The organism is Streptomyces sp. Ru62 (genome assembly GCF_002920615.1).
In the GTDB taxonomy this organism is placed as follows: domain Bacteria; phylum Actinomycetota; class Actinomycetes; order Streptomycetales; family Streptomycetaceae; genus Streptomyces.
Window position 1 is genome coordinate 106456 of the sequence record NZ_PQSU01000007.1, and the last position, 15988, is coordinate 122443.

The following is a 15988-nucleotide window of genomic DNA, read 5'->3' on the forward strand; positions in this document are numbered from 1 at the left end:
TCAGGTGGACCGAGGGCGTCCCGTACGGGCATCGTGGGCGGCGTACGCTGGCTGTCGTGTACGTGGAGCGGGTGTCCCGGCTGGCCGGTGCGGTCGTGTGGAGGAACTCCCCGGTCGGTGTCGGTGCCCGGCCCGTGTTGCCCGATGGGTGCATGGACCTGCTGTGGAGCGAGGGGCGGTTGTTGGTAGCCGGTCCTGACACTCGCCCCTACCTCCCCGAGGGCCCGGCGCGCTCCTGGGCGGGTATCCGGTTCTTCCCGGGCACCGCGCCCGCGCTGCTCGGCGTCCCGGCGTATGAACTGCGTGATCTCCGCGTGGAGTTGGCGGAGCTCTGGCCCGCCGCGAGCGTGCGCCGGCTGTGCGACCGGGTCGCGGAGGCCCCCGACCCGGCGAGCGCACTGGAAGACATCGCCCTCGACCGGGCGGCGGAGGCGGGTGCCCCGGACCCGCTGCTGCGCCGGGTGGTGGAGTGCCTGGACGAGGGCCGCACGGTGGCGGCGACGGCCGCCGAACTGGGCCTCGGCGAACGCCGGCTGCACCGCCTCTGCCTGACCGCCTTCGGGTACGGCCCGAAGACCCTGGCCCGCGTCCTGCGCCTCCAGCGGGCACTGGCCCTGGCCCGCTCCGGGACGCCGTACGCGGAGACGGCGGTCCGCGCGGGCTATGCGGACCAGTCCCATCTGGCCCGGGAGGTGCGGGAGCTGGCGGGGATGCCGCTGGGGGAACTACTCGCCGGGCGCGGGTAGCGGGGCGAACAGGTCGACCGCGTTGCCGTCGGGGTCGTGCACGGTGGCGTACCGCTGTCCCCAGAAGGCGTCCCACGGCTTGAGTTCCCCGTGGTGACCGGCGGCCACCAGGTCCTCGTAGCGGGCGTCGACCTCGGCGGGGGAGTCGCAGCGGAAGGCGAGCGCGACCCGCCCTTGGCCGGCGGACGGCCGCCAGCCGGGATGGAAGGAGCGGATGGTCTCCTCGGTGTCCAGGGCGAGCACCAGTCCGCCGGGCAGTTCCGCCTCGACATGGGGCTGGTCCTCGGCCCCGTCGGGGAAGACCAGTCCGAGGCGGCGGTAGAAGGCGAGAGAGGCGGCCAGGTCGGAGGCGACCAGGCCGATCACGGCGAATCGTACGGTCATGCGGCCACCGTAGACAGCGAACGGTCTGCCGGTCTTGAAGGAATCGGACACCGGCCGGGCCGAGGAGTGGCGGCCGCCGCGCCCACCCGGCGGGCGACGAGGGTGAGCAGTACGCCGTGGCCGAGGGCCAGGTGGTGGCGCGTCACCGGCAGCGGGGGCCGCAACCGGGAGCGCCGATCCCGGCCAGCAGTGCCACGGCGAAGGCGCAGGCGCGGGCCTGGACCACCCTGAACCGCGCCAGTTGCCCGAGCCCGCGTCCGAATCTCCCTGTGGGCCGGCGAGGCGGCGGGGATGATCCGATGGGCCGGTGAGGGGCAGTGGTAGTTGGCCGATGCGTTCGAGTGTGCCGGATGCGGTGCGGAGTTGACTGTCTCGGCACTCACCCGCACGCGCGCCCGTGGTGGTCGTCGCGGCCCGGCGACGGGTCCTCTGGCCCGCACCGTCCTGGGCCTGTTCCGGCCGGTGCGCTCCTCTTTCCCCAGGTGACGATCACCACCACGATGGGGCGAGCGATGGATCTCCGCACAACGTTCCGCATCTGAAGTACGCCGTGCATCTCTTGTCCGGCTCGCCCAGGCCATTCACCGCCGGGTGCCCGAAGGCGGGACCGTGCGCGCGTCGGTAGCACCGGGACGGCGCGCCTTGTCGGAATCGCACTCCCACTTTCCCAGCACTGGAGTAGCCATGCCTCGATTCAGTACCGCACGCCTGCCCCTCATCACCCTCACCCTGGCCGGCGCCGCCCTGGCGCTCCTGCCCGGTACCGCCGAGGCGGCGTCCGTCACCACCTGGGAGAAGGTCGCCGACTGCGAGAGCGGGGGCAACTGGAGCATCAACACCGGCAACGGTTACTACGGCGGCCTTCAGTTCTCCCTGAGCACCTGGAACGCCTACGGTGGCAGTGCCTACGCCGACTACCCCCACCAGGCCACCGAGAAGGAGCAGATCCTCATCGGCGAGAAGGTGCTCGCCGCGCAGGGCGAGCAGGCATGGCCGTTCTGCGGTCCGAATGCAGGCCTGGGTGCGGACACCGCCGACCCGTTCCCGGCCGATCCGACTCCGCCGTCGGGAAAGGCGTACGACCGGACCCGGTCGGCGTCGGGCGCGTGGTCGTCGACGACCAACATCGACGGCAACACGGCGATCACCGAGATCGCCGAGTCCGGCCTGCCGGACGGCACCCTGCACGTGCAGTCCCTGGTGAACGGGAAGGTGTACGACCGCACTCGATCGGCGTCGGGTGCGTGGTCGTCGACGACGAAGATCGATGACAACGGCGCCATCACGAAGATCGCCTCAGCGGCCCTGCCGGACGGCACGCTGCACGTCCTGACCGTGGTCAACGGCGACATCTGGGACCGCACACGATCGGCCTCGGGCTCGTGGTCGTCCGCGACGAAGATCGACGACAACGGCGGTATCAAGGACCTCTCCGCGTCCGGCCTGCCGGACGGCACGCTGCACGTGCAGGCGCTGGTCAACGGCGACATCTGGGACCGCACGCGGGCCGCCTCCGGGTCCTGGAGCAGTGCCGTGAAGATCGACGACAACGGCGGTGTCAAGGACCTCTCCGCGTCCGGCCTGGCAGACGGCACGCTGCACGTGCAGGCGTTGGTCAACGGCGACATCTGGGACCGCACGCGGGCCGCCTCCGGGTCCTGGAGCAGTGCCGTGAAGATCGACGACAACGGCACCATCAAGGCGATCTCCTCCGGCGCGGTCTCCGACGGCAGCATGCACGTTCAGGCCGTCGTCGACGGCGACGTCTGGGACCGCGAGATGTCCGCGGCCGGCAGCTTCTCCAGGGCCACGCAGATCGATGACAACGGCGGCATCATCGCCACCTCAGCGGCTGGACTGCCGGACGGCACCTTCCACGTCGGCACCATCGCCTGATCGATCGCGGTCACCGGTACCCCTGTCGAGGATGCCGGCAGGCAGCGGACACCACGTGAGGCGGTGGACCTGGACGGCGGGGTGGTGGCCGCGATCGCCCGACACCTCGATGGGTGTCTGCACGGATGAGGGCCTTCTGGGGTTCGGAGTGGACTGCGACGTCCGCCGCCGGAGCCCGGGAGGCCCTCTTGTCTGACCGCGATGCCCCGTTGACGCCGGACCGGACCACCGTGCCTTGTCCGGTGCGTCGTCGATGGCGTCCGGTGGTCTGTGAGGTTCGCCGTCCGGCGGTCCGGGCGCCACGGGTCCACGCTGCGCCGGCCTGCGGGGTCTGCGCGAGCTCGGCTGCCACCGGAGTGCCCGGCAAGCAGCCGAACCACCGGCGGCCCGCGCTCGGCACGTGCGAACAACGTGGATGACGATCAGCTGCTTCTCCGTATGGACGCGCGCCCCGGCCTCCCGGCCGGTCCTGGCGCCCCGGTGGACCAACGCGTACAGGACGACCTCGAAGACTCCCTGGCCGGCTGACCGGTCCTGGACCGGCTACGGCCATCCGCACACCACCGTGGACGGTCTGGGCCGGCATGACGGTGGGACCGGAAGAGGTGGAACCGGTGACAGCTCCAGCACGCCGGAGGTCTCCGCCACAGGCGGGAAGGTGTCTGATGCGGGGCCGGCCGACCGGGAGAGCGCCGCATTCCTCCGGCGGTGCACAGGACGGCAGTTGCTCGCCGGCGGGCGCCGTTCACGCCCTGCCCGACGGGCCTCACCGTTCGGTCCGCAGTCGGCAGGGAGTCCCTGGGACCCCGAACACCGGCCGCCGCCGGGAAGCGACCCTCGGACATGACGGGCGCGAGGGCCCTTCGGCGGTGATCGGGTGGAGACGGATGTCGTCGTCCACGCCGGACCGGAGGGCCCTCGCGCGATGTGCCGGGATCTGCGGCGGGTCGGTGCTCAGACGATCGTCTGCAGGTGCACGGTGCCGTCGGGCAGGCCGGCGGACTGGACCGCGAAGACATCGCCGTTGGCGTCGACCTTCGTGGCGGAGCCCTGCCAGGTGCCGGAGGCGCTGCGGGCACGGTCCCACACGCCCGAACCCGGTACCACCGCGTCGACGGTCATGCTTCCGTCGGGCAGCGCCGCCGCGCTCACCGCGCTGATGTTGCCGTTGGTGTCGATCTGCGTGGATGCCTGCCAGTCGCCCGCGGCGTTACGGACGCGGTCCCAGATGCCGGAGCCGGGCACGACGGTCTCGATGTGCTGGGTGCCGTCCGGCAGCGCCACCGTGGCCAGCGCGGTGATGTTCCCGTTGGTGTCGATCTGGGTTGCCGAAGTCTGCCACGCGCCGGAGGCGCTGCGCACCCGCTCCCAGATGCCGGAGCCGGGGACGAGCGTCTCCAGGTGCAGGCTGCCGTCGGTGAGCCCTGCCGCGGCGACCCGGGTGACGGACGGGTTGTCGTCGATCTTCGTGGCCGCCGTCCAGGTGCCGTCGGTCTTCCGTGTGCGGTCCCACACGCCCGAGTTCTTCACCACCACGTCGACGTGGAGCGTGCCGTCCTTGAGCGCGGCGGCGGACACGGCGACGATGTTGTCGTTGTCGTCCATCTTCACGGCGTTCGCCGCCCAGGTGCCCGAGGCGCTGCGCACCCGTTCCCAGACCCCGGAGCCGGGAACCACCGTGAAGGTGTGCAGGGTGCCGTCGGGCAGCGCGGCCGAGGCGACGGCGGTGATGGCGTCGTTGTCGTCGATCTCGGTGGAGCTGCCCGCCCAGGCGCCGGAGGAACCGCGCGTACGGTCCCAGACGGTGCCGTGGGGGACGGCGGAGGCGGTCGGGGCGACGTCGAGGTAGTCCGAGTCGATGTTGATCGAGACGCCGCCGTAGGTCTCGGTGTGTCCGCCGCTGTACTGGTGGATGCGCTGGTGGTTCGCCCACAGCGTGGACGGGACGGCCGGGTCGCCGGTGTCGGCGCTGCCGTTCCACAGCGCGTCGTAGATGACGTCGGGCATCTGGTAGCCGCTGCCGTAGTGGTCCGCCAGGTCGGAGATGCCGGAGCTGGAACTGCTGTAGACGCCGGAGTCGTAGCCCCGGGCGTGGAGTTCCTTGGTCCAGGCGGACAGGAAGCTCAGCACGTCGGAGGAGTCGGAAGAGCTGTACGCCTCCATGTCGTAGTAGAGCACCGAGCCCGCCGGGAAGCCGAGTGAGGCGGCCTGGGCGATCGCGTCGTCGGCGGCGCTGGTGCCCTGGGCGGTGGGTGAGGTGATGCCGGCGGCCTGGACGCCGACGTAGATCGGGATGAAGTGCCAGCCCGCCGAGGCCTGTTGGGAGACCCACGAGGCGGTGAGGTTGGGCTGGCTGCAGGCGCGGTAGGCGCCGCCGATGTAGATGCCGACGGCGCCGTACGGGGACGAGCTGTTCCAGGCGTTCATGGCGCTCGCCGAGGGCGCGGCGCAGGCGTCGAAGCCCTTGCCGGTGTAGTGGGTGCTGGTGCTGGAGACGGACGCGGCGGTGAGCGTGGAGGGCGCGGGCTCGGGCGAGGAGGCGCTCCGCAGGGTGAGGCCCGCGTCGGTGGCGATGTCCTCGACGAGCCCCGGGTCGCTGTCGTAGGTGCCGGTGAGCCGCACCTGGGCGTCGGCTGCTGCCACTTGGTGGGCGGCCCTGTCGGTGCGCGCCTGGTCGGCGCCTCGGGAACCGGCGGGCTGGACGAGCAGTGCCTCGGTGCGTCCGACGAGGTGGGAGGGGCAGTCCTGGTCCGTGGAGGGGGTGCCGTAGTACAGGGTGTGGCGGTCGAAGCGGACGCAGGCGCGCGGGTCGCGGTCGAGGTCGACCGTGTCCCAGCCGGCCGGAACGGTGAACTGGTGGCCCCGGTAGGTGACGGAACGGGACGTGGGGCCGGCCGCGTGGGCGGCCGGGAGCGCGATGCCGGTCAGCACAGCCGCGGTGGCGGTGAGCGTGAGGGACCTGCGCAGCGCTCTGCGCAGGGCGGTGGGTACGGGCACGGAAAACCTCAATTCCCAGGCGCGTGCATGACAAGTAGGGAGGGTGGGTTGTTCAGCGGGCTACGGCTGCCACCAGCGGGCCTTGTAGATGCCGCCGTCCGCGAGCGTGTACGGGGCGACGGTGCTGGAGGCGTTGCGGACGTAGCGGGTCAGCCAGTCGGGGCTCAGATCGCCGTCCGGCATCGTGAAGATGACGCTGCTGCCGTAGTTGCTCACGGCCTTCACACCACCCCACAGGCCGCAGGCCGAACTGCCGTAGGGCGTGAAGGTGCGCGCCGACTTCGAGTACTGGTACAGCGCCTGCCCGGTGGACACCCACAGCAGATCGGACGAGCCCGCCACGGCGCCCACGTCGTGGCCGTCGGGTGTGGGGAGGTCCACGGAGGCGGAGGTCTTCTCGGTGAGGCCGGGCTGCGCCGGAGTGCCGTCGAGGGTGTACGCGGCGAGCCTGCTGCCGCCCACCGCCCACAGCACGTTCGCACTGGAGTCCCAGTGCACGCCGTGCGCCGTGGCCAGAGGGGCGGTGAAGTGGGCCGTGGCGGCGGGGCCCTGGGAGGCGGCGTAGACGCGGACGGCGTTGCCGGTGCTGCACGCGACGGCGACGTTGCCGTCCGGCAGCAGCTCGATGCTGTGCGGGTTGAGGTCGTCCCCCGGTCCGGAGTCGGCGACCAGGCCGGCCCAGCGGCGGTTGCCGGTCGGGTACTCGACCACCGCCGCGAAGCCGTACGAGGCGGTGACGAGCAGGAGCGTGGAGCCGCCCGACGCGCGCGCCTTCACCTCGCTGACATAGGTGAAACTGGAGGCCGGCTGGAGGTCCGCGTACCGGGAATCGCCGTCCGGGGTGAACGACCACCGCACCACCGACGGATCGGCCACCGGATCCCAGCTGGTCCTCGCCGGGTCGAGCAGCAGCACCTTGCGGGCCTTCTGGTCGCCGACCAGAACCGGGGGCAGTGTGGCGGCGCGGGCGTTGCCGCCGAGCGGCACAGCGGCCCCGAGGGCGGTGCCCAGTCCGGCGAGCAGGAGCGAGCGTCGGGAGGGCAGGCGTGAGGGCGGTTCGGAGGATGCCATCCTGGTGCCTCTCACTGCCAGATCATGTCGTCGGTGGTCATCGCGGTGCCGGCCGGCTGCTCGGTGGTGGCGGTGGCCGGCTGCCCCTGGGCGGCGACGGCGGTGGGAGCGGGGTGCGCGAGGTGGGCACCGGTAGCGGCGAGGACGCCGAGGGAGAGGGTCGCGACCGCAGCGGCGACGGCGAGGCGCAGTTCGGGCATGACGAAACGTCCTTCTGGTCACAGGAGTCGGAAGTACCGGCCACGAACCGAGGTCAGCGGACAACCTCTTCGGACACGTCCCGCGGTGACGCGCCCTGCGGCCTGGAACTAATGTCCGTCCTGGTCAGGGTGTTCGGAAGGGCTGACGTCGGGCCGGAAGGGGCTGTGGCCCGAAGGGGCCAGCAGCGGTACTTCGGCGCCCAGCAGCGACCAGCCGGCGAACTCGGGCCCGGCGGCCAGCGCCCGCAGACACAGAGCGGTCGCCACCTGCTCGGCCTCACACAACGACGCGACGCGAAGCCACAGCCCGACCACCGCGCAGGGCCGGACGGCCGGGTGGAGGCTGATGTGCTCCAGCCGGTCCTCGGGACGAGCCGCGTCGCGCAGCAGGCCGGCGGCCACGGGGGGCAGAGGCACACCGCTTCCCGGGGGGCGCAGTCGTGCGTGAACGAGATACATACTGGTCAACGCTTTCAAAAGATCTGCATTTCACGCTACTTGCCTGGCTTGGACGGTTGTACCGGAGGCCGGAAAAGGCCACACCACTTCACACATCGAGCACAGCAGACCTTGTTGTGCGATGATCCTTTTGATTCGGTGAACACCGCGCGGTCGGGGGGATGAATGCTGGCAGCACTGGGCGTCGATCCGATCACGGAAGCCGTCTACCGGGCCATGCTCGAACACCGAGCCGAAGGCGTTGCCGAGTTGGCGGTGCGGCTGGAGCTGTCCGAGGCCGAGGTGCGCCGGGCACTCGACCGGCTCAGCGAACTCGCCCTGGTCCGCCACTCGTACGAGGTTCCCGGTGCCCTGCACGCCGTCAGCCCCGAGGTGGGCCTGGAGTCGTTGCTCGCCCGCCAGCAGGCCGAACTGGCCGCTCAGCAGCAGCGCGTGGAGGCCTCCCGGGCCGCGGCGGCCCAGCTGATCGCCGAGCACGCCGCCCAGCGCACCACCTCCCCCGGTGTGGAGCAGCTCACCGGCATCGACGAGATCCGTGACCGGCTGGCCCGGCTCACCCGGGACGTGGCCGAGGAGGTCATGACCTTCGCCCCGGACGGTGAGCACACGCCGCAGGCCATCGCCGCCGCCCGGCCGCTGAACACCTCCCTCCTGGAGCGCGGCGTGCGGCTGCGCACCATCTACCTCGACAGCGTCCGCAACAATCCGCGGACACTGGAGTACCTGGAGTGGCTGAGCGGGCGCGGCGGTGAGATCCGTACCGTCGCCACCCTGCCCACCCGCCTGATCATCGTCGACCGCAAGGTCGCGGTCTGCCCCGTCAGCAGCAACGACACGGCCGCCGGTGCGGTGTTGCTCAGCGGCCAAGGCACACTGACCGCGATGTGCGCGCTCTTCGAGAGCGTCTGGCAGTCCGCCAAACCGCTCGCCGAGAACAGCCGACGTGGCCCGGAGGGGCTGACGGACACCGAGGCGGCCGTGGTCAAGCTGCTGGCCGAGGGTCATACCGACGAGGCCATCGCCAAACGTCTGGGCGTCTCCTCCCGTACCGCCCGCCGGATCGCGACGGGGCTCATGCACCACCTGAACGCGCGAAGCCGCTTCGAAGCGGGGGTGCGCGCGGCCCAGCGCGGCTGGCTGGGCTGAGCCGGCACCGGCCCGCCACGGCCTCTTCCGGCCTCCCACCCGGACTCGCCCCGCTTCCGGCCCTGACCGACGCCCGGTTGTCCGCGGGGCCGATTTCCCCCTGCTCCCCTCTCTGCCCACACCCGGGCCGTCCGCTGCTGGCCGGAACCGTCCGCGGACCCTTCTGTCCAGGTCAAAGCCATACCGCTGGCTGCGTGTAACGGTCACTCTCTTCTCGGCGCCTGCGGCGAGAGCCTCATGCCGCGGACCGTTCCGGCGCCCGTCGCCGCCCCCGCGGCGCGCCGACGAACCGTGCCCGCCGCAGGCCCTCCTGCCGGGCACGCCCCTGCCCGTGAAGGAGATCCGCCATGTCCAGCCGCGTTCGAGGCCGCGTCCGTGTCATAGCCCTCGCCGCCGTGCCGCTCGCTGCCGCGGCCGCCGTCGGTGCCGTCAGGTACGCCGCCGACCCGGCGGCCCCTGCAACGGCCGCCAGAGCGCTGCCCGTTGCGACCGCCTCCCCGGTCCAGGCGGAGCCGGGGGGACACGGTGACTGGACCACCACCGCGCCCAGTCCCCCGGCCACCCCCAGTTCCAGCCCGTCCGCGGCCCGTCCCACGTCGAAGGCCGCGTCGAAGACCACGCCGAAGGCCGCGCCGAAGACCACGTCGAAGGCGGCGCGTCCGCTGCCCGCCGCACAACTGCCCGACGCGCACCGCTCCGGCTGGAAGGAGATCGGTCCGCCGCGCACCCGGCAGACCACCCAGGACGTGGGCGTCAGCGAGTGCGGCTGGGTGCACGGGGCCGTCGGCTGGCGGCAGCAGGGTTACGTCGGCAGGACGAAGACTCCCGCCATCCAGGACACGTTCACCTTCGACTCCGCCACGGCCGCGGACGCCGCCTACCGCAAGCTCGTCACCGCCTTCGACGGCTGCCAGGACGACCTGCGCGCCATGCAGGCACAGCACGACACACCGCGGGACGCCGTGGTCACGAAGACGGCGTCCACGACCGGCGGCACCGCCTACGCACGCTCCTGGACCGCGGTGGCGGGCATCTCCATGCCCGGTCGGCAGACCAACCACTACTACGTCGTCAGGCGTGGGGCGGCGCTGACGGTCGTGCAGTACACCGAGCCGGGCGACACTCCCGCGGCCGACCCGGCCCACCAGCGGTCCGACGACCGGGCGGAGTTGTCCGTCATCGCCGCGCACATGTGACCTCCGTCCCTCTTCCCCGCATTTTTCTCCTGTTTCACAGAAAGCGAGTTCACCATGCGGAATCCCCGCACGTCCCGACTGCGTGCCCTGGCCGTCCTCACGGCCGTGACGGCCACCACGACCTTGGCGGCGGTCCTGCCCGCGCACGCCGACTCCAGTGTCGACGGACCCATCACCCGCAGCGAGGTGCTCAACCGGGCGCAGAGCTGGGTGGACGCCGGCGTGCCCTACAACCAGGGCGGCTACTACGGCGGTTACCGGGAGGACTGCTCGGGCTACGTCTCGATGGCCTGGCACCTGTCGTCGAGCCTGGTCACCTGGACCCTGCCGGACGTCTCCACCAAGGAGAGCTTCTCCAGCCTCCTGCCCGGCGACATCATGGACTACACCGCCGAGCACACCTTCATCTTCGCCGGCTGGACGAACAAGACGAGCGGCGACTTCACGTACTACGCGGAGAGCAACCCCAACAACCCCACCCACGGCCCGACCCACGCCAACATCAACTGGTCGAGCATCGAAGGCTGGCCCACCAGCTATTACGACGCGTACCGCTACAAGAACATCGTCGACGACCCGGTCACCCCGGCCGGCACGGTCTGGGACCGCACCCGCAGCGCCTCGGGCACCTGGGACGCGCACGCCACCGAGATCGACGACAACAGCCACATCACGGCGGTGGCGTCGGCGACGCTTCCGGACGGCACCGTGCACGTGCTGACCATCGTGCCCGGCTCGGGTGTGTGGGACCGGGTGCGCAGCGCCTCCGGCACCTGGGCGGGCTCCGCCACCCAGATCGACACCAACGGCAAGGTCTCCGCGGTCTCGGCCGCCGCCCTGCCCGACGGCACGCTGCACGTGCAGACCCTCGTCCCGGGCGCCGGTGTCTGGGACCGTACCCGGAGCGCGTCCGGCAGCTGGTCGTCCAGCACCCAGATCGACTCCAACGGCAACATCACCGCCCTCTCCGCGTCGGGCCTGAAGGACGGCACCCTGCACGTCCAGGCCCTCCTGCCGGGCTCCGGCGTCTGGGACCGTACCCGCAGCTCTTCGGGCAGCTGGAGTTCCTCCACCAAGATCGACGACAACGGCAACATCTCCGCCATCGCCTCGACGGCGCTCCCGGACGGCTCGATGCACGTCGACGCGGTCGTGCCGGGGTCCGGCGTCTGGGACCGGGTGCGCAGCGCGTCGGGCACCTGGGCCGGTGCGGCCACGCAGATCGACGCCAACGGTGACGTCACCTCGGTGTCCACGTCCGCCCTCCCGGACGGTTCGATGCACGTCGACGCGGTCGTGCCGGGGTCCGGCGTCTGGGACCGGGTGCGCAGCTCGTCCGGCGCGTGGTCGAGCGCCACGAACATCGACAGCAACGGTGACGTCTTCGACACCTACACGGCCGGGCTTCCGGACGGCTCGATGCACGTGGGCACCATCGCCTGATCGGCGGGCACGCCCGTGACGGGCGGCGAGACGTGGAACCCTCGATCGCCGATCACGGTCGTGTGGCGGGGAACACCACTCGTTCAGCGATCATCAGCGGCCGGACGTCACCGTTCCGTCGGCCGGGATGATCGCTGAACTCGTGTCCGGAACAACACCGCAGGAGTGTGGCTGCGACTGTCGTGGCCCGGCTCCAACGGGAACCCGCAGTACCGGAAACGCTGCCAGGTGCCCGCCCGTCGACCCTGGCGGATTCATGGAGTTCGGCCGGGATGTCCGGCAGGCCGGCCAGGTGGATGACGGAGTTGGATCCGAACGTCCACCACAGGCGTCCGGCCGGCCGATGACACGAGCACGAAGTGAGGAAGAGCCGATGTGTGGGCGGTCCTGGCCTTCCGTCACGACCGGCAGGACGGGGCGCGGCTGCCCTTGACCGGCGGCCTGCCCCGGGACGCGCAGCGCGACGATCCGCTGCCCTGCGCCCCCGGGGCCCGCTCCGCCTCGACCGGAACCTGGTTCTGCACGCCCTGGCCGGGATACCAAAGCCCCAGCCGTAAGGCGACCGGTCCGTACGGGGAACGGCGCCGTGCTCCGCCTCGGCGCCGGGCGGGGCAGCGCCGCCGACTGCCCGGAGAGCTACGCCTGCGCGGCACCGGCGAAGGGCCGGGTGGTGCGGATCAGCGGCGAGAAGGTCCCGGTGCTCCGCAGTGCCGCGGACGCCGTCCACCGGCCCGCGCCGGCGGAACTCGCCGCGCTCCTGCCGCCGGCCCGCACGGCGACGGCACCGGTGCGGCGCGGGGACCCGCCGTCGTACGGTGACGGTGCGCCGGACAACAGCCTGGAAAAGGCGGTCGAGACGAAGACGGTCGGGACGAAGGCGGTTGAGCGGCACGTTCCGTGGCCCGGCGGTGCCGGACCAGGGGACGGCGGACCGCACTGCCGGGGCGTCGGGCGTGCGCCTAGAGTCCCGTGGCATGCCTCCTCGTCTCCTCCTGTGCACCCGCACCACCGACTACCGCCACGACTCCCTCCCGGACGCGGTCGCCGCTGTCCGGGGGTTCGGGGGGTTCACCGTCGAGCACACCGAGGACCCCGCGGACCTCGAACGGCCGCTGGACGGGTTCGCGGCCGTGGTCTTCCTCTCCACCAGCGGGGACGTGCTGACCCCGGCCGGGCGCGAGCGGCTGGAGCGGCACGTCCGGTCGGGCGGCGGCTTCGCCGGGGTGCACGCGGCGGCCTGCACCGAGTACGGGTGGCCGTACTACGGCGAACTCCTCGGCGCCCGCTTCACCCGGCACCCCGCCCACCAGCCGGGCCGGGTCCTCGTCGCCGACCCCGGTCACCCCGCGACCCGACGGCTGCCGTCCGTCTGGGAGTTCACCGACGAGTGGTACGACTTCGACCACGCCCCGAGCGGCGGGGCACGCGTGCTGCTGCGCGCCGACGAGACGTCGTACGCCGGCGGCGGCATGGGCGCGGACCATCCGCTGGCCTGGTGCTACGAGCGGGGTCCCAGAGGCGGACGCGTGTTCTATACGGCCCTCGGTCACGCCGCCGACGCCTACCGCGACCCGGTCTTCCTGGCGCACCTGAACGGCGGCCTCACCTGGGCGGCAACGGCTGACCAGTGACGTTTCTGCGGTGAACCCGTTGCGCCGTTGGAGTGAGTAAAGCTGGCGTAGAAGGAAGGTCACGTGACTATCTAGAGATGCTCTTGTCTTGGCAAAGGGCGTCGAGACGCGGCGGCCCCCCTTCCGCCCCGCGTCACCCACCCACAGGAGGAGCCGGACCTTGACCTACGGTAATAAGCTGCGCGAGCGCATCGCCGGTCCCGGAACCACACCGCTGATCGGCGTGTACGACATGTACTCGGCGTCGATCGCGGCCAGGCACTACGACGGCATGTTCGTATCGGGCTTCGGCTTCGCGGCCTCGTACTACGGACTGCCGGACATCGGATTCATCGCCTGGCCCGACATGGTGGCCTTCGTCCAGCGACTGCGCGGCGCGTTCCCCCACCACCACCTGCTGGTCGACATCGACGACGGGTACGTCGACCCCGAGGTCGCCTGTCACGTCGTCGAGGGCCTGGAGCGCATCGGCGCCTCCGGGGTGATCCTGGAGGACCAGAAGCGGCCCCGCCGCTGCGGCCACGCCGACGGCAAGCAGGTACTGCCCCTGGAGGAGTACCTGGAGAAGCTGCACAAGGTCCTGGAGACCCGCAGGGACCTGGTCGTCGTCGCCCGCACGGACGCCACCGACGAGCACGACATCCTGCACCGCGCCGAACGGCTCGCGGCCACGGACGCCGACGTGGTGCTGGTCGACGGGGTGCGCAGCGTCGAGTGGATCAAGCGGATCCGTGAGGTCGTCGGGGACAAGCCGCTGCTGTTCAACCAGATCGCGGGTGGCAAGTCGCCCCGGCTGTCCCTCGGTGAGCTGTCCGACCTCGGCGTGGACGTCGCCATCTACAGCACCCCCTGCCTGTTCGCCGCGCACGAGGCGATGGACTCGGCGCTCGCCGGCCTGAAGGCGGCCGATGGCCGGCTGCCCGAGGTGGACCCGGCGAGCGGCGTCGGCGTGAAGGCCTCCACGAGTCTGCTGGAGCGCAACATCGCCCGCGAGCGGCTGACTCCCGAGGGCGTGGGCGTGTGAGCGGTGCCGTACCGCGGCTCGGCGTGGCCACGGCGGTGGCCGCCGTGCTCCTCGGAGCCGGCGCCGTGCCCACCGTCGCGTCCGGGGGCCTGATCACCGTGATCGACAACTCCCACGCCGACTCCTGGCTCGAAGTCGATCGCGCGGCCAACCTCCAGACCGGCAGCGGCACCGCCGGCAGCGACCACGACGGCAGCGCCGTGGACGTGGTCGAGGCCCTCGTCGGGGCCGGCCGGGGCGAGGAGGACTGAGCGGCCACCGGACGACGACGGCCGGGCACCCCCTGCGGAGGTGCCCGGCCGTCACCGTGTCACCGGCTCCTGGCGGCCGGCCGTCGGACTCAGTCCTCCCTGAGGTCGGGACGGCCGTTCTCGTCGAGTCCGACGTCCTCCTCCGGGCCGTGCTCGTCGACGGGCGGGACCACGGTGGCGCGCTGCTGTCCCGGGGCGAGGGTGCGGCAGGCGGCGTGGGCCGTGCCGCAGGCGGTGACCAGGGCGACCGCGGCCAGGGAGAGGGCCGCGGCGCTACGCGGGGAGTGCTTCATGCCCGGCGAACGATGCGCACCGGGGCGGGTCACCTCCCGCGCCCGGATCCGCCGCCGGCATCACGCACCCGGCCGCTCGCTCCGGCGAGCGGCCGTCCGGTCGGCGAGGTTCACGGGCGGCACGCGGCGGGGCCGTTCCCGGGCGGGGCCGTGCTCGCGCGCCGCACCAGCCGTGTCGACAGCTCCGTCCGCGTCCCCTCGGGGCGGTCGCCGCGCATCATCCGCACCAGCAGCCGCAGCGCCGTCGCCGCCATCTCCGCCAGCGGCTGGCGCACGGTCGTCAGCGCCGGGGCGACCCAGCGCGCCTCCGGCAGATCACCGAACCCCACCACGCTCACGTCGTCCGGCACCCCCAACCCCCGCTCGGCCGGCGCCGCGTACACCCCGAGCGCCATCCGGTCGGAGCACACGAACACCGCGCGGGGCGGATCGGGCAGGTCCAGCAGCTCGTGCGTGCGCAGCCGGGCGGTGGTCTCGTCACGGCCCGCGTGCCGCACGTAATCGGCCCGGTGCCGCACTCCCGCGGTCGCGAGCGCCGAGCGGTAGCCGGCCACCCGGGCGCCGTCGCCCATCGTGCGCCGGTGGCCGGCGATCACCGCGATCCGCTCGTGCCCGAGCCCCAGCAGGTGCTCGGTCGCGCTCACCCCGCCCTGCCAGTTGGCCGCCCCGACCGACACCACGCCGGCCGGCGGCTCGTACGCCGGGTCGATGAGCACGTACGGGATGCGGTGATGGTCCAGCCAGGCGTACTGGGAGGCGGACAGCTCCGCCTGGTCGACCAGCACGCCCGAGGAGCCGCGCGCGGTCAGCTTGTCCAGCCAGTCGCGCTCCCGGCGGGTGCCCCGGGGCCGGCCCGGGCCGGCCGAGACGACCACCTCAAGGCCCGCCTCGTGCGCCGTCGCCTCCACCCCGTGCAGCACCGCACCCGACCAGGAACTCTCCAGTGAATGCAGCACCAGGTCCACCAGACCGGGCGCCTTCGCCGCGTCGAAGCGGGGGCGGCGCACAGAGCCGAGGCGGTCGAGCGCCTCGGTCACCCGGCGGCGGGTCTCGGGGGCCACGTCCTCGCGGCCGTTGACGACCTTCGACGCGGTGGGCACCGACACGCCCGCCTCCCGGGCCACCACCGCCGGCGTCGGCCCGGCCCCCACGCTCGCACTCCCCGCACGGACCATAGGCAACCACCTCTCCGGCCCGCCCGTGGGCCATCGAAAGTCGCGACCAGCGCTGCTTCCGAGGCCTGCGCACCGA

General features: G+C 72.2%; 15 protein-coding genes. 8 read left to right on the plus strand and 7 right to left on the minus strand.

Annotation, left to right across the window (positions count from 1 at the left end; translation table 11 throughout):
* Positions 1-56 precede the first annotated feature (56 nt).
* On the plus strand, positions 57-746 hold the full coding sequence (locus C3492_RS11595; RefSeq protein WP_181140323.1) for a helix-turn-helix transcriptional regulator: 690 nt from the start codon (positions 57-59) through the stop codon (positions 744-746).
* Here C3492_RS11595 and C3492_RS11600 read toward each other — a convergent pair.
* On the minus strand, positions 726-1130 hold the full coding sequence (locus C3492_RS11600; protein ID WP_103811661.1) for a VOC family protein: 405 nt from the start codon (positions 1128-1130) through the stop codon (positions 726-728). The two genes, C3492_RS11595 and C3492_RS11600, sit on opposite strands and share 21 nt — an antisense overlap.
* Before the next feature lie 684 nt (positions 1131-1814).
* On the opposite strand from C3492_RS11600, the gene C3492_RS11610 reads away from it, so the two are divergent.
* Positions 1815-3026: a transglycosylase family protein gene (locus C3492_RS11610; protein ID WP_103811662.1), complete on the plus strand. Its 1212-nt coding sequence runs from the start codon at positions 1815-1817 to the stop codon at positions 3024-3026.
* 954 nt (positions 3027-3980) lie between these two features.
* Here the strand turns inward: C3492_RS11610 and C3492_RS45615 are convergent.
* The 4 genes from C3492_RS45615 to C3492_RS11630 all read right to left on the minus strand — a co-directional run bounded on the left by C3492_RS45615 (position 3981) and on the right by C3492_RS11630 (position 7711).
* Positions 3981-6023 carry a DUF1906 domain-containing protein gene (locus tag C3492_RS45615; RefSeq protein WP_258055634.1) on the minus strand — a complete coding sequence of 681 codons (2043 nt, stop codon included), beginning with the start codon at positions 6021-6023 and terminating at the stop codon, positions 3981-3983.
* A 60-nt stretch (positions 6024-6083) separates the two neighbouring features.
* Complete coding sequence (locus tag C3492_RS11620; protein ID WP_103811664.1) at positions 6084-7094, minus strand: DUF6528 family protein; 1011 nt, start codon at positions 7092-7094, stop codon at positions 6084-6086.
* Positions 7095-7105: 11 nt separating this feature from the next.
* Positions 7106-7294, minus strand: a complete 189-nt coding sequence (locus C3492_RS11625; protein ID WP_103811665.1) for a hypothetical protein — start codon at positions 7292-7294, stop codon at positions 7106-7108.
* 108 nt (positions 7295-7402) lie between these two features.
* On the minus strand, positions 7403-7711 hold the full coding sequence (locus C3492_RS11630) for a hypothetical protein (protein ID WP_258055635.1): 309 nt from the start codon (positions 7709-7711) through the stop codon (positions 7403-7405).
* A gap of 207 nt (positions 7712-7918) precedes the next feature.
* Here C3492_RS11630 and C3492_RS11635 point away from each other — a divergent pair, with 207 nt between their 5' ends.
* From C3492_RS11635 to C3492_RS11670, 6 genes are all read left to right on the plus strand, one after another.
* Positions 7919-8899, plus strand: a complete 981-nt coding sequence (locus C3492_RS11635) for a helix-turn-helix transcriptional regulator (protein ID WP_103811667.1) — start codon at positions 7919-7921, stop codon at positions 8897-8899.
* 347 nt (positions 8900-9246) lie between these two features.
* Positions 9247-10095 (plus strand): hypothetical protein, encoded by an 849-nt coding sequence (locus C3492_RS11640; protein WP_103811668.1) that lies wholly within the window; start codon positions 9247-9249, stop codon positions 10093-10095.
* Between the two features lie 54 nt (positions 10096-10149).
* The gene (locus C3492_RS11645; protein WP_103811669.1) at positions 10150-11538 is read left to right on the plus strand and encodes a hypothetical protein; all 1389 of its coding nucleotides are present in this window, start codon (positions 10150-10152) and stop codon (positions 11536-11538) included.
* Positions 11539-12512: 974 nt separating this feature from the next.
* Positions 12513-13169, plus strand: a complete 657-nt coding sequence (locus tag C3492_RS11660) for a ThuA domain-containing protein (protein ID WP_103811670.1) — start codon at positions 12513-12515, stop codon at positions 13167-13169.
* Positions 13170-13329: 160 nt separating this feature from the next.
* Positions 13330-14193: an oxaloacetate decarboxylase gene (locus tag C3492_RS11665; RefSeq protein WP_103811671.1), complete on the plus strand. Its 864-nt coding sequence runs from the start codon at positions 13330-13332 to the stop codon at positions 14191-14193.
* Positions 14190-14444: a hypothetical protein gene (locus tag C3492_RS11670; RefSeq protein ID WP_258055636.1), complete on the plus strand. Its 255-nt coding sequence runs from the start codon at positions 14190-14192 to the stop codon at positions 14442-14444. The genes C3492_RS11665 and C3492_RS11670 overlap by 4 nt, the downstream gene beginning before the upstream one ends.
* Positions 14445-14533: 89 nt before the next feature.
* On the opposite strand, the gene C3492_RS11675 is transcribed toward C3492_RS11670, so the two are convergent.
* Together C3492_RS11675 and C3492_RS11680 are read right to left on the minus strand one after the other, a co-directional pair.
* A complete protein-coding gene (locus C3492_RS11675) occupies positions 14534-14737 on the minus strand; it encodes a hypothetical protein (protein ID WP_103811672.1) in 204 nt (67 codons plus the stop codon).
* Between the two features lie 110 nt (positions 14738-14847).
* A complete protein-coding gene (locus C3492_RS11680) occupies positions 14848-15912 on the minus strand; it encodes a LacI family DNA-binding transcriptional regulator (RefSeq protein ID WP_103811673.1) in 1065 nt (354 codons plus the stop codon).
* Positions 15913-15988: the final 76 nt, after the last annotated feature.